Source organism: Pseudomonas sp. NBRC 111119 (assembly GCF_001320125.1).
Lineage (GTDB): Bacteria > Pseudomonadota > Gammaproteobacteria > Pseudomonadales > Pseudomonadaceae > Aquipseudomonas > Aquipseudomonas parafulva.
Window position 1 is genome coordinate 1 of sequence record NZ_BCAV01000060.1, and the last position, 18,890, is coordinate 18,890.

The 18,890-nt window shown below is 62.7% G+C and carries 21 protein-coding genes; 14 read left to right on the forward strand and 7 right to left on the reverse strand.

From position 1 onward, the window contains the following. Window positions 1–129: 129 nt before the first annotated feature. Window positions 130–699 carry an SPOR domain-containing protein gene (locus tag APH25_RS20665; protein ID WP_028633377.1) on the forward strand — a complete coding sequence of 190 codons (570 nt, stop codon included), beginning with the start codon at window positions 130–132 and terminating at the stop codon, window positions 697–699. 15 nt (window positions 700–714) lie between these two features. On the opposite strand, the gene APH25_RS20670 is transcribed toward APH25_RS20665, so the two are convergent. Beyond that, window positions 715–1,431, reverse strand: a complete 717-nt coding sequence (locus APH25_RS20670) for an endonuclease (RefSeq protein ID WP_060483206.1) — start codon at window positions 1,429–1,431, stop codon at window positions 715–717. A gap of 6 nt (window positions 1,432–1,437) precedes the next feature. After that, entirely contained in the window at window positions 1,438–1,680 is a 243-nt protein-coding gene (locus tag APH25_RS20675) for a DUF1654 domain-containing protein (protein ID WP_060483225.1), read from the reverse strand. Between the two features lie 160 nt (window positions 1,681–1,840). Between APH25_RS20675 and APH25_RS20680 the strand changes: the two genes are divergently transcribed. Next, on the forward strand, window positions 1,841–3,949 hold the full coding sequence (locus APH25_RS20680) for a TonB-dependent receptor (RefSeq protein WP_060483226.1): 2,109 nt from the start codon (window positions 1,841–1,843) through the stop codon (window positions 3,947–3,949). 9 nt (window positions 3,950–3,958) lie between these two features. Here APH25_RS20680 and APH25_RS20685 read toward each other — a convergent pair whose 3' ends face one another. Both APH25_RS20685 and APH25_RS20690 read right to left on the reverse strand, forming a co-directional pair. Beyond that, window positions 3,959–5,269 (reverse strand): hypothetical protein, encoded by a 1,311-nt coding sequence (locus APH25_RS20685; RefSeq protein WP_060483207.1) that lies wholly within the window; start codon window positions 5,267–5,269, stop codon window positions 3,959–3,961. A 208-nt stretch (window positions 5,270–5,477) separates the two neighbouring features. Then, entirely contained in the window at window positions 5,478–6,566 is a 1,089-nt protein-coding gene (locus APH25_RS20690) for an asparaginase (RefSeq protein ID WP_028633372.1), read from the reverse strand. A 349-nt stretch (window positions 6,567–6,915) separates the two neighbouring features. Between APH25_RS20690 and APH25_RS20695 the strand changes: the two genes are divergently transcribed. The 7 genes from APH25_RS20695 to APH25_RS20725 are packed head-to-tail and all read left to right on the forward strand — an operon-like array spanning window position 6,916 to window position 13,824. Then, the gene (locus APH25_RS20695) at window positions 6,916–7,872 is read left to right on the forward strand and encodes a sugar ABC transporter substrate-binding protein (RefSeq protein ID WP_060483208.1); all 957 of its coding nucleotides are present in this window, start codon (window positions 6,916–6,918) and stop codon (window positions 7,870–7,872) included. Window positions 7,873–7,892: 20 nt separating this feature from the next. Beyond that, window positions 7,893–9,446 carry a sugar ABC transporter ATP-binding protein gene (locus APH25_RS20700; protein WP_060483209.1) on the forward strand — a complete coding sequence of 518 codons (1,554 nt, stop codon included), beginning with the start codon at window positions 7,893–7,895 and terminating at the stop codon, window positions 9,444–9,446. After that, window positions 9,443–10,438 carry an ABC transporter permease gene (locus tag APH25_RS20705; RefSeq protein WP_060483210.1) on the forward strand — a complete coding sequence of 332 codons (996 nt, stop codon included), beginning with the start codon at window positions 9,443–9,445 and terminating at the stop codon, window positions 10,436–10,438. Before APH25_RS20700 ends, APH25_RS20705 begins: the two co-directional genes overlap by 4 nt. Window positions 10,439–10,442: 4 nt before the next feature. Next, window positions 10,443–11,465: a LacI family DNA-binding transcriptional regulator gene (locus APH25_RS20710; protein ID WP_060483211.1), complete on the forward strand. Its 1,023-nt coding sequence runs from the start codon at window positions 10,443–10,445 to the stop codon at window positions 11,463–11,465. A 9-nt stretch (window positions 11,466–11,474) separates the two neighbouring features. Further along, complete coding sequence (rbsK, locus tag APH25_RS20715; protein ID WP_060483212.1) at window positions 11,475–12,383, forward strand: ribokinase; 909 nt, start codon at window positions 11,475–11,477, stop codon at window positions 12,381–12,383. After that, window positions 12,380–12,778, forward strand: a complete 399-nt coding sequence (rbsD, locus tag APH25_RS20720; RefSeq protein WP_060483213.1) for a D-ribose pyranase — start codon at window positions 12,380–12,382, stop codon at window positions 12,776–12,778. The genes rbsK and rbsD overlap by 4 nt, the downstream gene beginning before the upstream one ends. Window positions 12,779–12,822: 44 nt before the next feature. Then, complete coding sequence (locus APH25_RS20725; RefSeq protein WP_060483214.1) at window positions 12,823–13,824, forward strand: nucleoside hydrolase; 1,002 nt, start codon at window positions 12,823–12,825, stop codon at window positions 13,822–13,824. Here the strand turns inward: APH25_RS20725 and APH25_RS20730 are convergent. Further along, window positions 13,817–14,008, reverse strand: coding sequence for a hypothetical protein (locus tag APH25_RS20730; protein ID WP_060483215.1), 192 nt, complete (start codon window positions 14,006–14,008; stop codon window positions 13,817–13,819). The two genes, APH25_RS20725 and APH25_RS20730, sit on opposite strands and share 8 nt — an antisense overlap. 257 nt (window positions 14,009–14,265) lie before the next feature. On the opposite strand from APH25_RS20730, the gene APH25_RS20735 reads away from it, so the two are divergent. After that, window positions 14,266–14,586, forward strand: coding sequence for an I78 family peptidase inhibitor (locus APH25_RS20735; protein ID WP_060483216.1), 321 nt, complete (start codon window positions 14,266–14,268; stop codon window positions 14,584–14,586). A 91-nt stretch (window positions 14,587–14,677) separates the two neighbouring features. On the opposite strand, the gene APH25_RS20740 is transcribed toward APH25_RS20735, so the two are convergent. Both APH25_RS20740 and APH25_RS20745 read right to left on the reverse strand, forming a co-directional pair. Further along, window positions 14,678–14,890: a cold-shock protein gene (locus APH25_RS20740; RefSeq protein ID WP_060483217.1), complete on the reverse strand. Its 213-nt coding sequence runs from the start codon at window positions 14,888–14,890 to the stop codon at window positions 14,678–14,680. Window positions 14,891–15,052: 162 nt separating this feature from the next. Continuing rightward, window positions 15,053–15,358, reverse strand: coding sequence for a hypothetical protein (locus APH25_RS20745; RefSeq protein WP_060483218.1), 306 nt, complete (start codon window positions 15,356–15,358; stop codon window positions 15,053–15,055). Window positions 15,359–15,688: 330 nt separating this feature from the next. On the opposite strand from APH25_RS20745, the gene thrS reads away from it, so the two are divergent. From thrS to rplT, 4 genes are read left to right on the forward strand one after another with little or no spacing between them, the layout of a single operon-like run. After that, window positions 15,689–17,611, forward strand: coding sequence for a threonine--tRNA ligase (gene thrS, locus APH25_RS20750; protein ID WP_028633360.1), 1,923 nt, complete (start codon window positions 15,689–15,691; stop codon window positions 17,609–17,611). Further along, window positions 17,611–18,162 carry a translation initiation factor IF-3 gene (infC, locus tag APH25_RS20755; protein WP_012052879.1) on the forward strand — a complete coding sequence of 184 codons (552 nt, stop codon included), beginning with the start codon at window positions 17,611–17,613 and terminating at the stop codon, window positions 18,160–18,162. The genes thrS and infC overlap by 1 nt, the downstream gene beginning before the upstream one ends. A 60-nt stretch (window positions 18,163–18,222) precedes the next feature. After that, the gene (gene rpmI, locus APH25_RS20760) at window positions 18,223–18,417 is read left to right on the forward strand and encodes a 50S ribosomal protein L35 (RefSeq protein WP_003250667.1); all 195 of its coding nucleotides are present in this window, start codon (window positions 18,223–18,225) and stop codon (window positions 18,415–18,417) included. A gap of 27 nt (window positions 18,418–18,444) precedes the next feature. Further along, entirely contained in the window at window positions 18,445–18,801 is a 357-nt protein-coding gene (rplT, locus tag APH25_RS20765) for a 50S ribosomal protein L20 (RefSeq protein WP_003250671.1), read from the forward strand. Window positions 18,802–18,890: the final 89 nt, after the last annotated feature.

Here is an 18,890-nt window from a genome sequence, read left to right on the forward strand (position 1 = left end):
CCGAAAAGGGCGATCAGCAATGATCGCCCTTTTTTCATGTGCGCCTGACGCAGCGTGTAACGTTTGGTCGCGCTTCGGCCCCGTGCCGGGCATGGTAGACTCCGCCCCTTCGAATCTGGAGGTACACGCGTGCGCAAACTGGCTGTGGTAATGGCGGTGCTCGCCCTGGCGGGCTGTGACAACGAGGTCGAGGGCGTGCACAAGCAGGTGGCAGAACACCTGCAAAACCCCAAGACGGCCAAGTTCGGCAACGTGCGCATCGACACCCAGGGCACTATCTGCGGCCAGGTGCGCGGTAAGGACGATGCCGGGCAATACCAGGCCTACCGCAGCTATGTGGCCATCAAGCGTGACGGGCAGTACGACATCATCGTCGATGATACCGGCAGCAACCTGCGCATTCGCGAACTGTGTGGCGGTGCCGACCTGCAGCGTCGTGCCGAGGCGCTTGCCGACCAGCCTGCCCCCGAGGGGTGGGACGTAGAGGTGATTCAGGGGGCCAACATGGGTGCGCTCAGCGACATGACCGCCCGCCTGATCGAGAAGGGCATCCCGTCATCCGTGGAGTACCGCAACGGTAAGCCTGTGGTGCTGATGGGGCCGTTCCCCAGCCGTGAAGAAGCTCAGGCCCGGCGCGATGAGGTCATGGCCAAGCTGGGTACCGACTCCATCGTCATCCAGCACGGCGCCGCCCGCTAAGGGCAACGCCAGCCACTATCGGCTGGCGCTGTACGGCCCTTCGGTGCAGGCCTTGAGGTCCACCGGCCCGACAAAATCATTGCCCCGCCCCATCAGGCACGCAACCCGCTGGTTGCGCTGGTATTCCCAGGGTTGCGGCGGGTAGGTCTTGTTCCACGCCTCGAACAGCTGCCTGTCCTGCCGCGACAGGCGCAGGTTGTACTGCTTGCTCATATAGAAATAAGTGCGCGCGATCATGCCGCGGATCGACGGCCGTGGCATGACCTTTTTCGCCTTGAAGTCCACCTGGGTCAGGCACCGGCCATACTGCCCGCTTTGCTCGGGCAGCCAGCCGAAGCTGAAGTTGCTGCGGTCGCCGTTCACTTCGCCAATGCTCGGCACCAGGTTGTGCAGGTCGGCTTCAGCCCGCTTGTAGGCGTCGTCATGCTGCGAGCAGGCCTTGCGCCCACCCGTTTGCCAGCACTGGCGCTGATGGCCGATCTGCCACGCCGGCACAATGTGTTCCCATTCAATGCGTGATGCGCGCTGGGCATTTTTGCGCGGGGTGTAGCCGCACGAGGCCATGTTTACCTGGTTGCCTTTGTACTTGCACCCGCAGTAGAACTCGGTGGACTGCGGGGCGTACAGCGTCCATGCCACTTTCTTGGCTTCCTGGAAGGTGCGTGGCGCGTCCGCTTGAGCCAGCGGCGCGAGGGCTGCCAGGCAGGTGGCAGCGATAAGCAAGGCTCTCATGCGCGGTCAGTCTTCCTTGGGCACGGTCCAGAAAATTTGCACGCCGCCATCGTCGCGGTAGGCGAGGGTGACGTTGTCGTTCTCGGCAATTTCTGCCAGCAAGGTGTCCCAGTCCTCCGGGGTTTCCTGTTCCAGCCGAAAGATCAACGCGGCCCGGCTGCGTTGAGCCATGGGGTTGTTGATGATCTTCTGGATGCGCATACCCAATTGTTGGTAGCTGGTCGGGGTGGCAGAGGCGGTACTGGACACAGGCATTTCCTTGTTTGCTGTATGCACATACAGTATTTGAGTGTAAGGAATTTCGCAACACCTTGAAGGGCGAGTTCGCCACACCGCCGCCACAGTGTTCGCGCTTGCTGCCAGGGTCTGCTGTAATGGCGGCACTCTCTGGAAATGACTCATGTATCGAATGGCTCTACGTTTCAAATCGCCCACACGCCTGGCACTGGTCCTGGTCGGTGGCTTCGGCACCTGTGCCGAAGCGCTGGCCGACGCGCCCGGCGCCATCGTCATCGACCCCATGGTGGTTACCGGGGCCTACACGCCCACCAGCACGTTCGACCTGCCGTTTTCCGTCGACACGGTGGACCTGTCCAACGGCACGGATGGCCAGTTGGGTGTGAACCTGTCAGAAGTGCTGACCAAGGTGCCAGGGCTGGTGGTGCAGAACCGTCAGAACTACGCCCAGGACCTGCAGGTATCCTCCCGTGGTTATGGCGCCCGTTCAGCGTTCGGGGTAAGGGGCATCAAGCTGCTGAGCGATGGTATCCCCGCCAGCACGCCGGACGGCCAGGGCCAGGCGGCCACGCTGAACCTGGACGTGGCCGACCGCATCGAAGTGCTGCGTGGCCCGGCTGCCACCCTGTACGGCAGCAATGCCGGTGGCGTGATTCAGATGTTCAGCCGGGATGGTCAGGGGCCAGCCCGTGTGGGGGCGCAAACGACGGTTGGCAGCGATGGGTTCAGCAAGCATCACCTGTCTGCAGAAGGCGGCAACGCTATCGGCGGCTTTGTGCTGGATGCCTCGCGCATGGACACCGATGGCTACCGCGACCACAGTGCTGCGCGCCGTGACCAGACCTTTGCCAAGGTGCACGTGAAGCCGGACGAAGATTCACGCCTGGCATTCATCTACAGCAGCCTGGAGCAGAACAACACCCAGGACCCGCTGGGCCAGGTGTGGTCGGCCTACAAGCATGACCCCCGTTCCACGGCAGCGGCGGCCGAGACCTACAACACCCGCAAAAGCATCGACCACCAGCAACTGGGCATGAACTACGAGCGCTACTTTGGTGAGGCCACCCTGCAGTTCAACCTGTATGCCGGCCGGCGCAGTGTGGTGCAGTACCTGTCCATCCCAAGGCAGGTGGCGTCCAACAGCCAGCGCGGTGGCGGGGTGGTGGACTTCGACCGCGAGTTCCACGGTGGCACCTTGCGCTGGGTGCAGCCGGTGGCAAGCGTGCCGGGTAATTTCACCTTCACCGTGGGCGCAGACTACGACCAGAGCACCGACGACCGCCGTGGCTTCCAGAACTTCCGTGGCAGCCAGCTGGGCGTCAAAGGCGAATTGCGCCGCGACGAAAAGGACACGGCAACCAGCCTGGACCCCTATGCCCAGGCGCACTGGGAAATCGGCAACTGGACCAGCGAGCTGGGCGTGCGCTACAGCACCATGAAGATGCAGGTGGACGACCGCTACCTGGCCAACGGCGATGCCAGCGGCAGCAAGCGCTACCAGAAAGCCAACCCGTCGTTGTCGGTGATGTACGCCTTCACGCCCGACCTGCGCGGCTACGTGAGTGTCGGCAAGGGCTTCGAAACCCCCACCCAGGCAGAGATGGCCTACGCGCCAGGCACCCAGGAACGCTTCAATTTCGGCCTGAGCCCGGCTACCAGCACCCAGTACGAAGTAGGCGCCAAGTACCGCTTCGGCGAGCGCACCCGCCTGAATGTGGCGGCGTACGAGATACACACCGACGATGAAATCATCGTCGCCGAAGCCACCGACGGCCGTACCAGCTACCGCAATGCCGGCCGCACCCTGCGCCGTGGCATCGAAGCCAGCCTGCACAGCGACCTGAGTGACCACTGGCAGACCACCTGGGTGTACACGCGCACCGACGCCCGGTACGCCGATGATTTCAGCCAGGGTGGCAAGGTGATCGACAGCGGCAACCGCCTGCCGGGCGTGCCCCGGGACAACCTGTACGCCGAACTGGTGTGGAAGCCCGCACAGTGGGTGAGCATGGGCGTTGAAGGCCAGTACCGGAGCCAGGTGTACGTGGAGGACAGCAATACCGCCAAGGCAGCCCCTGCCTATGCAGTATTCAACTGGCGCACCCGCTTCGAGCAGCACGCCGGGCCCTGGACATTCCACCAACTGGTGCGCCTGGACAACCTGTTCGACCGCCAGTACGTGGGCTCGGTGATCGTGGGCGACAGCAACAGCCGCTACTACGAAGCTGCGCCCGGGCGCGCGTGGTATGCCGGCGCCGGGCTGGAGTATCAGTTCAGGTAGCGAGTGGCCTTAGAGCGGCACGGCAACCGTCAGCTGGCTGTACACGTTGGTGCCGTTGCCCCCGACCTGGTTGCCCCCATTGCTTTCATCCTTGCGCGGCTGGTACAGGCCCACCAGCGGGCTGACGATCAGGTGCTGGTTCACGGCCCATTCCACGTACAGGTCCAGCTCACGGGCGTCGAGGTTCAGTCGGTTGCGCGTGCTGACAGTGTTGAAGTCGAAATACAACGCACCGACCGTGACGTTTTGAAGCGGGGTGGCCTTCAGCCCCACGTGGTGGATGCCGGTGTTGCTGTTGAACGGCCCGGCGTAGTTGGCAGCAACCTCACCCTGGAACCAGGTGCCGTAACCGCTCGACAGTCCGCTGAACAGCGAGTCCCAGCCTGCCGAATAGCGTGTGTAGCGGTAGGTGAGCTGCGGCGCCCAGGGCGCGTCGGCAAAGGTGTAGGCGGCCTGCAGGTACCAGGCTTTTTCCGGGCCGTTGTCTTTGTCCTGCCAGGCGTATTCGAAGCCTAAGCTGGCGTTTTCGATACCGGCGCTGCCTTCGCCGCGCAGGCTGTAGACGTTCATGCCTTCGCGGGCTTTCTGGAACTCGCTGGCCCACTGGTCGGCCACATCGATGCCGTGAATCCAGGTGAGCCCCACGGTGCCCAGTTCGTTGGTGTAGTCCAGGGTGCCGGCGCCCAGTTCGGTTTCGGCCTGGGCACGGTTATCGGACTTCAGCCATACCACGCTGCCATGCAGGCCGTCCTTGCCGCCCAGGCGCAGCACGGCGGTGCGGTCAAAGGCGTGGCGTGCGGCCAGGTAAAAGGCGCCGCCACGGTTCAGGGCGCCATCGGCTGGGCCCTTGCCCAGGTTGGGGCCGTCGTCGTTGATCAGAAAACCGCTGCCCAGGCGCACCACCTGGCGGCCGGCGGAAACGTCCACGCCGTCCTTGCCCAGCGCCGGGAACAGGTCGCCGGAGCGCCAGCCCAAGTAGGCTTCTTCGGTTTTGGTGGTGCGTTCGGTGCCGACGGTGTTGCCGGCCGCATCGCCGTCGCCCCAGGTGCCCGAGCTCACCCAGTTCAACGCGCCGTACAAGGTGCCATTGCCTGCCAGGCCCTGGTCGCCGCTGATGCCGTACTTGATGAAACCTTCGCGCCAGGTAGAGCCGCCGGTGGTGCCGTCATAGTTCTTGCGGCTGTTGAACATGCCCCACACGGCCAGCATGTCGGCGTTGAGATGGGTGTCGTCATCGGCGTACAGCTCGTAGGCGGGTGCCGCCTGGCTGGCCAGCAAGCCTGCCAGGGCCAGGCTGCACAGCGATTGCGGTTTGACCATTTGCACATCCCTCTTTTGTTTTTGGCTGCCTGTACGGCGCGCTTGTTATACGGGAACCGCTCGCATCTGGCGAGCGGCCATCGCAGTTGGCAGCGATGGCGTATTAGGGCGTGTTTGGGGGAGGGGTGTCTTGTGTGAGGCTGCCAGGGTGTTTGTATACGCTGGCCATTGGCGGGGGAAGTTGGGGCCGCATTGCGGCCCCCGGGCCTTAGTACTCCCAGAAGATGCGCTGCAATTCCTTGCTGTCCTGGGTCTTGGTCATGGCCACCATCGCCAGAATGCGCGCCTTTTGCGGGTTCAGGTCATGCGCCACCACCCAGTCGTTCTTGTCATCCGGCTGCTCGGCATTGCGCAGCACGAAACCACCCTGGTTGACGTGGGACGAACGAATGATCTGCACACCGTTCTTGCGCAGTTCCTGCAGCGCCGGCACCACCCGCGACGACACCGAACCGTTGCCGGTACCTGCATGGATCAGCGCCTTGGCACCGTTTTGCGCCAGCGCCTTGTACGCCGTGTCGGTCACGTTGCCGTAGCCATAGGCGATGTCCACCTGGGGCAGGCTGCTGATCTGCTTGATGTCGAACTCCGAATCCAGGGTGTGGCGCTTGGCCGGCAGGCGGAACCAGTAGGACTTGCCTTCCACCACCATGCCCATCGGGCCCCAGGCGCTCTTGAAGGCTTCGGTCTTGATGTTCACTGCCTTGCTCACGTCACGGCCCGACTGGATCTCGTCGTTGAGGGTAACCAGTACGCCCTTGCCGCGGGACTGCTTGTCGCTGGCCACGGCCACGGCGTTGTAGAGGTTGAGCATGCCGTCAGCCGACATGGCGGTACCGGGGCGCATCGAGCCCACCACCACGATGGGTTTGTCGGTTTTTTCCACCAGGTTCAGGAAGTAGGCGGTTTCTTCCAGGGTGTCGGTGCCGTGGGTGATGACGATGCCATCCACGTCCTTGCTGTCGGCCAGTTCCGCCACGCGCTTGCCCAGTTTCAGCAGGTCTTCGTTGGAAATGCTTTCCGACGCAATCTGCATCACCTGTTCGCCGCGCACGTTGGCGACATCAGCCAGTTCCGGTACGCCGGCGATCAGTTTGTCGATGCCCAGCTTGGCGGCCTGGTAGGTGGCGCTGTTGGCAGCGCTGGCGCCGGCCCCGGCAATGGTGCCGCCGGTGGCGAGGATGACCACGTTGGCCAGTTTCTGTTGGGTTTCGGCTTCCTTGGCCGAAGCGGTGGCGGGCAGGATCAGCAGCAGGGCGAGTGCGCTGGGGGCGAAGGTTTTCAATGCGGCATTCATCGTTCTTGTTCTCTCTTCCTATTGAGATGGTCGTTATGAGTCGCGCAGAGCTTCAGGCATGTTTCGTACCAGCCGCGTCTGCGCTGCGTGCGCAGGGCCTGCCCGGGTCGCGATTGGCGCGCTGTACGCGTAATCCCATCCCGTTACCAACCCTGTGATGTACGAGTATTCCATTCGCAATCCCGAACACGCGTAGGAAAAGGTGTTCGGCTTTTCGGAAAAAGTCTGGATAATCTGCCTTGCAGGGTTACCACCAAACGCAATTGACAAAACCAGGTCTTGTTCTCATAGTTAGCCAACGCAAACGTTTGCTTTCCGATAAAAAACACAAGATTCGGAGTCATCGTCCATGAAACTGCCATTCCCCGGCCGCTTGCTGGCCATTGCCGCTGTAACCTCCCTGTCCATGGCCCTGCCGTTGTCTGCCGCCCACGCAGAAGACAAGCCCAAGGTCGCCCTGGTGATGAAGTCCCTGGCCAACGAGTTCTTCCGCACCATGGAAGACGGCGCCAAGGACTACCAGAAAGCCCACGCTGGCGAATTCGAGCTGGTTGCCAACGGCATCAAGAACGAAACCGACACCGGCGAACAGATCCGCATCGTTGAACAAATGGTCAACGCCGGCGCCAAGGCGCTGGTAATTGCCCCTGCCGATTCCAAGGCACTGGTGTCGGCGGTGAAAAAAGCCATGGACCAGGGCGTGGTGGTGATCAACATCGACAACCGCCTGGACCCTGAGCTGCTCAAGAGCAAAGGTATCAGCGTGTCGTTCGTAGGCCCCGACAACCGCAAGGGCGCCCGCATGGTGGGTGACTACCTGGCCAAACAGCTCAAGGCCGGCGACCAGGTGGGCATCATCGAAGGCGTGTCTACCACCACCAACGCCCAGCAGCGCACGGCCGGCTTCAAGGATGCGATGGACGCTGCACAGATGAAGATCGTGTCGGTGCAAAGCGGCAACTGGGAAATCGACAAGGGCAATGCGGTCGCGGCCTCCATGCTCAACGAATACCCCGACCTGAAAGCTTTGCTGGCCGGCAACGACAGCATGGCCCTGGGCGCCGTGTCTGCCGTGCGCGCTGCCGGCAAGGCAGGCCAAGTGAAAGTGGTGGGCTATGACAACATCAACGCCATCAAGCCCATGATCGCCGATGGCCGCGTACTGGCCACCCTGGACCAGGCGGCCAGCCAGCAGGCGGTGTTCGGTATTCAGGCGGCGCTGAAAATGGTCAAGGGCGATAAGCCCGATGTGGATGCCGACAACGTCATCCAGACCCCGGTCGAACTGATCACCAAACAGCCCTGATGCTGCCAGGAGAGACGGCCATGTCTGCATCGGCCCAACACGTGGTGCTGGCCGCCAGCGGCCTTGGCAAAACCTACGCCCAGCCGGTGCTGGGCGAGGTCAGCCTGACCCTGCGCGCCGGCGAGGTGCTGGCCCTGACGGGTGAGAACGGCGCCGGCAAAAGCACCTTGTCCAAGCTCATCAGTGGCCTGGAAACCCCCACCACCGGGCACATGCAGTACCGTGGCCAGCCCTATGCGCCGGCCAGCCGCAGCGACGCCGAGCGCCTGGGCGTGCGCATGGTGATGCAGGAGCTGAACCTGCTGCCCACCCTGACCGTGGCCGAAAACCTGTTTCTGGACAACCTGCCCAGCCGCTTTGGCTGGGTCAACCACAAACGCCTGCGCCAACTGGCCAGCGCCGCCATGGCCCAGGTGGGCCTGGATGCCATCGACCCGGATACGCCGGTTGGCGAGTTGGGCATTGGCCACCAGCAGATGGTCGAGATCGCCCGTAACCTGATCGGCGACTGCCACGTGCTGATTCTGGACGAGCCCACCGCCATGCTCACGGCGCGCGAGGTGGAGCTGCTGTTCACCCAGATCGAACGCCTGCGCCAGCGTGGCGTGGCCATCGTCTACATCTCCCACCGGCTTGAAGAGCTGCAACAGGTCGCCCAGCGCATCGTGGTACTGCGCGACGGCAAGCTGGTGTGCGATGAGCCCATTCAGCGCTACACCAGCGACCAGTTGGTCAACCTGATGGTGGGGCGTGAGCTGGGCGAGCACATCGACCTGGGCCAGCGGCAGCTGGGGGCGCCGCTGCTGCAGGTGAACAACCTGAGCCGTGGCGACAAGGTGCGCGATGTGTCGTTCGAGGTGCGGGCAGGGGAGATATTTGGCATTTCCGGCCTGATCGGTGCCGGGCGTACCGAACTGCTGCGCCTGATCTACGGCGCAGACGCGGCCGACAGTGGCAGTGTTGCCCTGGGCCAGCCGCCGCAGCGGGTGAGCATCGACTCGCCCAAGGCTGCGGTCAAGGCCGGCATCGCCTTGATCACCGAAGACCGCAAGGGCGAGGGTCTGCTGCTGACCCAGTCGATCAGCGCGAACATTGCACTGGGCAACCTGGGTGCGGTTTCCACCGCCGGCGTGCTGAACGCCGATGCCGAGCGCGCCCTGGCCGAGCGGCAGATCCAGGCCATGCGCATTCGCAGTGCCGGCCCGCATCAGGTGGTGGGCGAGTTGTCGGGGGGCAACCAGCAGAAGGTGGTGATAGGCCGCTGGCTGGAGCGCGACTGCCAGGTGCTGCTGTTCGACGAGCCCACCCGCGGCATTGATGTGGGGGCCAAGTTCGACATCTATGGCCTGCTGGCAGCGCTGGCCCGCCAGGGCAAGGCGCTGGTGGTGGTGTCCAGCGACCTGCGCGAGCTGATGCTGATTTGTGACCGCATCGCCGTGTTGTCGGCCGGGCGCCTCATAGACACCTTCGAGCGCGAGCACTGGAGCCAGGACCAACTGCTGGCCGCGGCCTTTGCCGGTTATCAGAAACGTGACGCAATGCTGCACAACGCAGCTCCCAGGATGGATGCATGAAAACCACCCCGCTCGACAACCAAGGCGCTGCCCCGGCGCGCCGCAGCGGTACTTATCTGGGCCTGGGTACCTACCTGGGCCTCGCCGGCGCCTTGCTGGCGATGATCGTGCTGTTCTCGTTCCTGAGCAGCCATTTCTGGTCGTACAACACCTTCAGCACCCTTGCAAACCAGATCCCCGACCTGATGGTGCTGGCGGTGGGCATGACCTTCGTGCTGATCATCGGCGGTATCGACCTGTCGGTGGGCTCGGTGCTGGCCCTGGCGGCGTCCACGGTCAGCGTGGCCATTCTGGGGTGGGGCTGGGGCATGGTGCCCGCCGCGCTGCTGGGCATGGCGGTAGCTGCCCTGGCCGGCAGCGTGACCGGTGCCGTGACCGTGGCGTGGCGCATTCCCTCGTTCATCGTTTCGCTGGGCGTGCTGGAGATGGCCCGCGGGCTGGCCTATCAGCTCACCGATTCGCGCACCGCTTACATCGGCGACACCTATGCCTGGTTTTCCAACCCTGTTGCCTTTGGCATCTCGCCTTCCTTCATCATCGCCTTGCTGGTGATCGTGCTGGCCCAACTGGTACTGACCCGTACGGTGTTCGGCCGCTACCTGATCGGCATCGGCACCAACGAAGAAGCCGTGCGCCTGGCCGGTATCGACCCGCGCCCGTATAAAGTGCTGGTGTTCGCCCTGATGGGCCTGCTGGCCGGCCTGGCGGCGCTGTTCCAGGTGTCGCGCCTGGAGGCGGCCGACCCCAACGCCGGCTCCGGCCTGGAGCTGCAGGTGATCGCCGCCGTGGTGATCGGCGGCACCAGCCTGATGGGTGGGCGCGGCTCGGTCATCAGTACGTTCTTCGGGGTGCTGATCATTTCGGTGCTGGCCGCAGGCCTGGCACAAATTGGCGCCAGCGAGCCGACCAAACGCATCATCACCGGGGCGGTCATCGTCATCGCCGTGGTGCTCGACACTTACCGCAGCCGGCGTGCAGCCCGGCGGACCTGACAACATGGCAACCATCAAAGATGTCGCAGCGCTGGCCGGTATTTCCTACACCACCGTGTCCCATGTGCTGAACAAGACCCGGCCCGTCAGCGAGCCGGTGCGGCAGAAGGTCGAAGACGCGATCCGCCAGCTGGACTACGTGCCCAGCGCCGTGGCGCGCTCGCTGAAAGCGCGCAGCACGGCCACCATCGGCCTGCTGGTGCCCAATAGCGTCAACCCGTACTTTGCCGAGCTGGCCCGGGGCATCGAGGATGCCTGCGAGCGCAACGGCTACTGCGTGATTTTGTGCAACTCGGACGACAACCCGCAGAAGCAGCGCAACTACCTGCGCGTGCTGCTGGAAAAACGCATCGACGGGCTGGTAGTCGGCTCGGTAGGCCAGGACGACGACCTGCTGCAGAGCCTGGCCGGCGTGCGCACGCCGATGGTGATCGTCGACCGCGAGCTTGAAGGCGTGGATGCCGACCTGGTGCGTATCGACCACGAACAGGGCGCCTACCTGGCCACCCGGCACCTGCTGGAGCTGGGCCACCGCGATATCGCCTACATCGGCGGCCCGGCGCACACCGGGGTGACCCAGCTGCGCCTGGGCGGCTTCCATCGCGCCCTGGGCGAGGCCGGTGTGCCGGTAATACCCGGCCGTGTGCAGCACTGCGATTTCACCAGCCCGGGTGGCCATGCCGCCGCCGCGGCCCTGCTCGAAGGCAAGCGGCCCACGGCCATCTTCGCCGGTAACGACATGATCGGGTTTGGCGTATTGCGCGCGGCGGCTGAACGCAACATCAGCGTACCTGCCGAGCTGTCGGTGATCGGTTTTGACGATATCGAACTCAGCCGCTACGTGTATCCACCCCTGACCACGGTCGGCCAGTCCATCCGCGAACTGGGCGAGAGCGCTGCGTCGCTGCTGCTGGCGCGTATCGTTGCGCCGCGTGTTGGCCAGGCGGAGCAACGCATCGTGGCCCCACGCATTGTGCTGCGCGAATCCACCGGGCCGCGCCCGGACTTGTTCAACGATCACCGCTAAGGAAATGTCATGAGTGCGAAGGTGGTGGTAGTCGGCAGTTTGAACATGGACCTGGTGGCGCGCGCCCAGCGCCTGCCCCGGCCCGGTGAGACGCTGGCCGGCGACCGTTTTTTTACCGCCCCGGGCGGCAAGGGTGCCAACCAGGCCGTCGCGGTGGCGCGGCTGGGCGGCAGCGTGGCCATGGTCGGCAGCGTGGGCGATGACGGCTACGGCCAGCAACTGCGGGACGGCCTGGCGGCCGAGGGTATCGATTGCCAGGGTGTGATCACCTGCCCGGGCGTGTCCAGTGGCGTGGCGCTGATTACCGTGGATGCGGCCAGCCAGAACTGCATCGTCATCATCCCGGGCGGCAACGGCTTGCTGACACCGCAGGCGGTTCAGCGCTTCGACGCGCTGCTGCAAGCCGCCGAAGTGGTGATCTGCCAGCTGGAAGTGCCGCTGGAAACGGTCGCCTGGACCCTGGCCAGGGCCCATGAGCTGGGCAAGCAGGTCATCCTCAACCCGGCGCCTGCCAGTGGCCCGCTGCCGGCATCGTGGTACCCGCACATCAACTACCTCACGCCCAACGAAAGCGAGGCCGAGGCGCTGACCGGCATACCGGTCAACGACCAGGCCAGCGCGCTACAGGCAGGTGAGCGGCTGCTGGCGCTGGGCGCTGGCAAGGTGATCATCACCCTTGGCGCGCAGGGCGCGCTGCGGGTGAGCGCTGATGGGCACCAGCACTACCCGGCGCCGGTGGTGCAGCCGCTGGACACCACGGCTGCCGGTGACACCTTCATTGGCGGCTTCGCAGCCGGCCTGGTGCGCGGGCTGGAGGAGGGCGATGCCATCGCGTTCGGCCAGCGCGCCGCGGCGTTGTCGGTGACCCGCGCCGGGGCCCAACCCTCCATTCCCCATCTGGTCGAGGTCGCGCCATGAAGAAGACGCCACTGCTGAACGTCGCCCTGTCCCGCACCATTGCGGGCATGGGGCATGGCGATATCCTGGTGATCGGCGATGCCGGCCTGCCGGTGCCCCCCGGGGTGGAGCTGATTGACCTGGCAGTCACGCCCGGCCTGCCTGACTTTGCCAGCGTTTTGCGGGTGGTATTGAGCGAATTGCAGGTGGAGCGCCACGTGCTGGCCGAGGAAATGCAGACGGTGGTACCCCCGGCGCTGGTGGAAATCGAGCGCCTGAAAGGCAAGCTGGGCAAGCGTGAATGGCTGGACCACGAGGCCTTCAAGGTGCTGTCGCGCAGTGCCCGCGCCATCGTGCGCACCGGTGAATGCCAGCCCTACAGCAATATTGCACTGATCTCCGGGGTCACGTTCTGAGCCCTGGCTAGCCACAACCCATCGGCAACAGGAGTGCCATCATCATGCTGAAACCTCTGCTACAAGGTATCGCCTTCATGGCCGCAGCGTCGACCGTTCAAGCCGCCCCCATCGACCTGATCATCGACACAGACCCCGGTGCGGACGATGTGGTGGCGCTGTTCCTGGCCATGGCGTCGCCGGATGAGCTCAAGGTCCGCGCCATCACCACGGTGGCTGGCAACGTGCGGCTGGAGAAAACCTCGCGCAATGCCCGGCTGGCCCGTGAGTGGGCGGGTCGCGAGGATATCCCGGTGTATGCCGGTGCTGGCCGGCCCCTGGTGCGCGCGCCCATCTACGCTGCCGAAGTGCACGGGGAGGAGGGCATCAGCGGCGTGCAGGTGCACGAGCCGGCCAAGCCCCTGGCGGCGGGCAATGCGGTGCAGTACCTGGTAGACACGTTGGGCGCTGCCAAGCCCCACAGCATCACGGTGGCGATGCTCGGCCCGCAGACCAACCTGGCACTGGCGCTGATCCAGCGCCCGGAAATTGCCCAGGGCATTAAGGAAGTGGTGGTGATGGGCGGTGCTCATTTCAACGGCGGTAACATCACGCCGGTTGCCGAATTCAACTTGTACGCAGACCCCCATGCCGCTCAAGTGGTGCTGGCCAGCGGCGTGCAGCTGACGTACTTGCCGCTGGATGTGACCCACAAGCTATTGACCAGCGAAGCGCGCCTCAAGCAACTGGCGGCCGTGAACACCCAGGCCAGCAAGCGCGTAGTAGACATACTCAATGCCTACATTACCCATGACATGCAGCTGTATGGCATGCCGGGCGGCCCGGTGCACGATGCCAGCGTGATCGCCTACCTGCTGAAGCCGCAGATGTTCAGCGGCCGGCGCATTCACATGAGTGTCGACAGCCGCGAAGGGCCCACCTTCGGCCAGACGATCGCCGACTGGTACGGCGTGCTCAAGCAACCTGCCAATGTGATGTGGGTGGAAGAGGGTGACGCCCAGGGCCTGTTCGACCTGCTGGCCGAGCGCCTGGCACGCCTCAAGTAGCGGGGCGGGGCGCGTAGCGCTCGACCACCTGGTCGATGAAGCTGCGCGCCGCTTCGCCGCCGCGGTCACGCACCAGCAGGTCGATGGCGATCAGCAGCAGTTCTTCCGGGGTGCCGGGGCTGTACGCACTCTGGCCCTCCGCCCATTTGACCTTGATGTCGGCATCGATGCTGTGGCTGCTCATGGAAGGCTCTCGCTTGCGGCCTGGACGAAAAAACGAACACCGTACCCTGGTATTCGCAGGAGGCACTATGCCTTCACTTCTTAAAGTAAATCATGACTTTGCAGGCCAAACCAAGGGGCCTTTGGTTGTAGCGGTAAAATTCGGTCACGATTATGCCGCGCCTGGCTCGGGGCGTTCAGGCAGACTTGGGCGGTTTTGCAACGAATTCCTGGTGCGATGGTCGGATCAGGCAGTTCCCATTCGATCTAGGAGGCTTCATGTTCCGTACCCGTGCTTTGTTGGCAACCCTGGCGGTAGCTGGTGTGCTGGCGGGTTGCAGCACTGGCGGTGATGCTGGTGGCACCCAGGCGCCGGCGGCACCGTCTGGCAACGACGGCCGCTGCGAGGCCAGCGGTGCCGATTTTGCCGTTGGCAAACAAGGCAGCCCCGAGCTGCTGGAGCAGGCGCGCAAGGCCAGTGGCTCGCAAATGGCCCGTATCCTGAAGCCGCATGACGTGGTTACGCTGGAATACCGCTCCGAGCGCTTGAACCTGAACGTGGACGAGCAGGGCCGTGTTACCCGCGTGAACTGCGGTTAACCCTTAACACCTGGCTGCCTGGCTATCAAGGTAGCCAGCAGCAGCCCAAAAAAAACCCGCCACACGGGCGGGTTTTTTTCAGCTATCCGAATTACTCCGGACGAACCTGTGCAGCCTGCATGCCCTTCTGGCCGCGCTCGGCGACGAAGGAAACAGTCTGGCCTTCTTTCAGGCTCTTGAAGCCGTCAGCTTCGATGGCCTTGAAGTGAACGAACAGGTCGTCGCCGCCGCCTGCTGGGGTGATGAAGCCGAAGCCTTTCTCATCATTGAACCATTTGACGGTGCCGGTTTGGCGATTGGACATGGGTGAATCTCCAGAACATTTAGTATTTTCAGTGGTGCAATGCGGCCGAGGCTACGGAGCACGATGTACATCATAGTCTAATTCTGCGCATCTAGCGCCTTTTACCTGAGCCGGATGTTGATCCAGCGCAATCAACGGGTCGATTGCGCTGGCGGCAAGGCTTCAGCTTTTAGGTGCGCAGGCTTGCTTCACAACGCTCTGCGCCCGCTGCATCAGCTTGGCGTCCACGCCATCCTTGCTGTCCAAGTCAGCAATTTCGTCGTCGTTGAAATTTTTCTTGATCGCTTGCGCGCCACATTCGCAGTGCTTTTTCGCCGCGGCGGCGTCAACGCCCTGGCCGCTGGCCACCTGCGTGCATTGGGCCATGTAGGCACCCTCCTTGCCGGCAGGGAAATTGCCAGCGTTCGCAGCCATTGGCAGCAGCAGTGCGCCAGCGGCCGCCAGGGCCAGAAGAGACGGAACTCGCATAACCGGTTACTCCTTGGGGTTGGTTCTCATCAAGAGTAGGTTGCTTCCGAAAGTCTGATAGGAAACTTACCGGGTAAGTTCACCTGAAACTGCAATTTCCAAATAAATCTGCCTGGCGCAAGAGGTGCGTGCTAGCATGCTCGGCTCGCAGCTAACAGCATGCAGCCTGTAGCTGTTTTTTCCAGTCATCTGGTTCGTCCCTCGCAAGCCGAAAGGCTTCTGCCACTGTGAGGCAGGCTTCCCGTCAACGGAAGGCAGGTCGGATCTTGTACTGGCTCATCCCAACCCACGTGACCTTTGGTAGGGGTCACCACTAGGAGAGGAGGCGCCATGCCCACCATTACTCTTCCCGATGGCAGTCAACGTTCGTTCGATCATGCCGTGTCCGTAGCTGAAGTTGCCGCTTCCATCGGCGCCGGCCTGGCCAAGGCCACCGTGGCCGGTAAGGTCGACGGCAAGCTGGTCGATGCCTGCGACCTCATTCAGAACGACGCCAAGCTGCAGATCATCACCCCTAAAGATGAAGAGGGACTGGAGATCATCCGTCACTCGTGCGCCCACCTGGTCGGCCACGCGGTGAAACAGCTGTATCCGACCGCCAAGATGGTGATCGGCCCGGTGATCGACGAAGGCTTCTATTACGACATCGCCTTCGAGCGCCCCTTCACCCCTGATGACCTCGCCGCCATCGAAAAGCGCATGCAGCAGCTGATCGAGAAGGACTACGACGTCATCAAGAAGATGACCCCGCGTGCCGAAGTCATCGATGTGTTCACCGCCCGTGGCGAAGACTACAAGCTGCGCCTGGTCGAAGACATGCCCGATGAGCAGGCCATGGGCCTGTACTATCACGAAGAATACGTCGACATGTGCCGTGGCCCGCACGTGCCGAACACGCGCTTCCTCAAAGCGTTCAAGCTGACCAAGCTGTCCGGCGCCTACTGGCGTGGCGATGCCAAGAACGAGCAGCTGCAACGTGTGTACGGCACCGCCTGGGCTGACAAGAAGCAGCTGGCGGCCTACATCCAGCGCATCGAAGAAGCCGAAAAACGCGACCACCGCAAGATCGGCAAGCAGCTCGACCTGTTCCACCTGCAGGAAGAAGCCCCAGGCATGGTGTTCTGGCACGCCAACGGCTGGACCGTGTACCAGGTGCTGGAGCAGTACATGCGCGCCGTGCAGCGCGAAAACGGCTACCAGGAAATCAAGACCCCACAAGTGGTCGACCGTATTCTGTGGGAGCGTTCCGGCCACTGGTCCAACTACGCCGAGAACATGTTCACCACCTCGTCGGAAAGCCGTGACTACGCGGTAAAACCGATGAACTGCCCGTGCCACGTGCAGGTGTTCAACCAGGGCCTGAAAAGCTACCGCGACCTGCCGCTGCGCCTGGCCGAGTTCGGTGCCTGCCACCGTAACGAGCCCTCCGGTGCCTTGCACGGCATCATGCGCGTACGTGGCTTTGTGCAGGACGACGCGCACATCTTCTGCACCGAAGAACAGGTGAAGAAAGAAGCCGCCGACTTCATCAAGCTCACCCTGGACGTGTACAAGGACTTCGGCTTCACCGACGTCGCCATGAAGCTGTCCACCCGCCCGGCCAAACGTGTGGGCTCCGAAGAGCTGTGGGACCGTGCCGAAGGTGCACTGGCCGACGCGCTGAACGAATCGGGCCTGGAATGGGAATACCAGCCGGGCGAGGGCGCCTTCTACGGGCCCAAGATCGAGTTCACCCTGCGCGACTGCCTGGGCCGTAACTGGCAGTGCGGTACCCTGCAGTACGACCCGAACCTGCCCGAGCGCCTGGACGCCAGCTACATTGCCGAAGACAACGCCCGCAAGCGCCCGGTGATGCTGCACCGCGCCATCCTCGGTTCGTTCGAGCGCTTCATCGGCATGCTCATCGAGCACTACGCGGGCGTGTTCCCGGCGTGGCTGGCACCTACCCAGGCCGTGATCATGAACATCACCGACAAACAGGCCGATTTCGCCCTTGAAGTGGAGAAATCTCTGAACGGTAGCGGTTTCCGTGCCAAGTCGGACTTGAGAAATGAGAAGATCGGCTTTAAAATCCGCGAGCATACTTTGCTCAAGGTCCCGTACCTTTTGGTTATAGGGGACCGCGAAGTCGAAACGCAAACCGTAGCCGTGCGTACTCGTGAAGGCGCAGACCTGGGCTCCATGCCCGTCGCGCAATTCGCTGAGCTTCTGACACAAGCGGTTTCCCGGCGTGGTCGCCAAGAATCGGAGTAATGACTATTAAGCGTGAAATGAGAAACGATAAGCGTGCTGTACCGAAGGCCCCGATCAACGAGAATATCTCGGCCCGCGAGGTTCGGTTAATTGGCGCAGACGGCGAGCAGGTTGGCATCGTCTCGATTGATGAAGCGCTGCGTATCGCTGATGAAGCGAAGCTGGACCTGGTAGAAATCTCTGCAGACGCGGTACCGCCTGTCTGCAAGGTCATGGACTACGGCAAGCACCTCTTCGAAAAGAAGAAGCAGGCCAACGAAGCCAAGAAAAACCAGAAGCAAATCCAGATCAAAGAAATCAAGTTTCGTCCAGGGACGGAGGATGGGGATTACCAGGTAAAACTACGCAACCTGGTACGTTTCCTTACCGATGGGGACAAGGCCAAGATCTCTCTGAGATTCCGTGGTCGTGAGATGGCCCACCAGGAGCTGGGCATGGAGCTGTTGAAGCGGGTCGAAGCCGACCTCGCCGAATACGGCACCGTTGAGCAGCATCCGAAGATGGAAGGACGCCAGCTTATGATGGTCATCGCCCCCAAGAAAAAGAAGTAATCTCCCGGGCACGGCAGGCCTGATGATTATGTGTAATTTTATCGAATGCGGAGTTCCAACATGCCAAAAATGAAAACCAAGAGCGGTGCTGCGAAGCGCTTCCTGAAGACAGCTTCGGGCTTCAAGCACAAGCACGCTTTCAAGAGCCACATCCTGACCAAAATGTCGACCAAGCGTAAGCGTCAACTGCGCGGTGCCAGCTTGCTGCACCCGTCTGACGTGGCAAAAGTCGAGCGCATGCTGCGCGTTCGTTAATTCTGGTTAAGATAGAGGAAGTTACTCATGGCTCGTGTTAAGCGTGGCGTCATCGCTCGTAAGCGTCACAAGAAAATTCTGAAACTGGCTAAAGGTTACTACGGTGCCCGCTCGCGCGTATTCCGCGTAGCCAAGCAAGCGGTCATCAAGGCAGGCCAATACGCCTACCGCGACCGTCGCCAGAAGAAGCGTCAGTTCCGCGCACTGTGGATCGCTCGTATCAACGCCGGTGCCCGCACCAACGGTCTGTCCTACAGCCGTCTGATTGCTGGCCTGAAAAAGGCTTCGATCGAAATCGACCGTAAGGTTCTGGCCGATCTGGCAGTGAACGAAAAAGCGGCGTTTGCTGCGATTGTCGAGAAAGCTAAAGCCGTTCTGGCTTAAGTACCCGCGACAATCACCCGGCGGCGCCAGCGTCGCCGGGCATTGAACGTCATCGATAGGGGAAGAGCCTTCAAAGCTCTTCCCCTATT

Coding starts and splice junctions, on each gene's coding strand:
- APH25_RS20670 (WP_060483206.1), bottom strand. CDS start 1,431: ATGAGAGCCTTGCTTATCGCTGCCACCTGCCTGGCAGCCCTCGCGCCG.
- APH25_RS20680 (WP_060483226.1), top strand. CDS start 1,841: ATGGCTCTACGTTTCAAATCGCCCACACGCCTGGCACTGGTCCTGGTC.
- APH25_RS20685 (WP_060483207.1), bottom strand. CDS start 5,269: ATGGTCAAACCGCAATCGCTGTGCAGCCTGGCCCTGGCAGGCTTGCTG.
- APH25_RS20690 (WP_028633372.1), bottom strand. CDS start 6,566: ATGAATGCCGCATTGAAAACCTTCGCCCCCAGCGCACTCGCCCTGCTG.
- APH25_RS20695 (WP_060483208.1), top strand. CDS start 6,916: ATGAAACTGCCATTCCCCGGCCGCTTGCTGGCCATTGCCGCTGTAACC.
- APH25_RS20700 (WP_060483209.1), top strand. CDS start 7,893: ATGTCTGCATCGGCCCAACACGTGGTGCTGGCCGCCAGCGGCCTTGGC.
- APH25_RS20705 (WP_060483210.1), top strand. CDS start 9,443: ATGAAAACCACCCCGCTCGACAACCAAGGCGCTGCCCCGGCGCGCCGC.
- APH25_RS20710 (WP_060483211.1), top strand. CDS start 10,443: ATGGCAACCATCAAAGATGTCGCAGCGCTGGCCGGTATTTCCTACACC.
- rbsK (WP_060483212.1), top strand. CDS start 11,475: ATGAGTGCGAAGGTGGTGGTAGTCGGCAGTTTGAACATGGACCTGGTG.
- rbsD (WP_060483213.1), top strand. CDS start 12,380: ATGAAGAAGACGCCACTGCTGAACGTCGCCCTGTCCCGCACCATTGCG.
- APH25_RS20725 (WP_060483214.1), top strand. CDS start 12,823: ATGCTGAAACCTCTGCTACAAGGTATCGCCTTCATGGCCGCAGCGTCG.
- APH25_RS20730 (WP_060483215.1), bottom strand. CDS start 14,008: ATGAGCAGCCACAGCATCGATGCCGACATCAAGGTCAAATGGGCGGAG.
- APH25_RS20735 (WP_060483216.1), top strand. CDS start 14,266: ATGTTCCGTACCCGTGCTTTGTTGGCAACCCTGGCGGTAGCTGGTGTG.
- APH25_RS20740 (WP_060483217.1), bottom strand. CDS start 14,890: ATGTCCAATCGCCAAACCGGCACCGTCAAATGGTTCAATGATGAGAAA.
- APH25_RS20745 (WP_060483218.1), bottom strand. CDS start 15,358: ATGCGAGTTCCGTCTCTTCTGGCCCTGGCGGCCGCTGGCGCACTGCTG.
- thrS (WP_028633360.1), top strand. CDS start 15,689: ATGCCCACCATTACTCTTCCCGATGGCAGTCAACGTTCGTTCGATCAT.
- infC (WP_012052879.1), top strand. CDS start 17,611: ATGACTATTAAGCGTGAAATGAGAAACGATAAGCGTGCTGTACCGAAG.
- rpmI (WP_003250667.1), top strand. CDS start 18,223: ATGCCAAAAATGAAAACCAAGAGCGGTGCTGCGAAGCGCTTCCTGAAG.
- rplT (WP_003250671.1), top strand. CDS start 18,445: ATGGCTCGTGTTAAGCGTGGCGTCATCGCTCGTAAGCGTCACAAGAAA.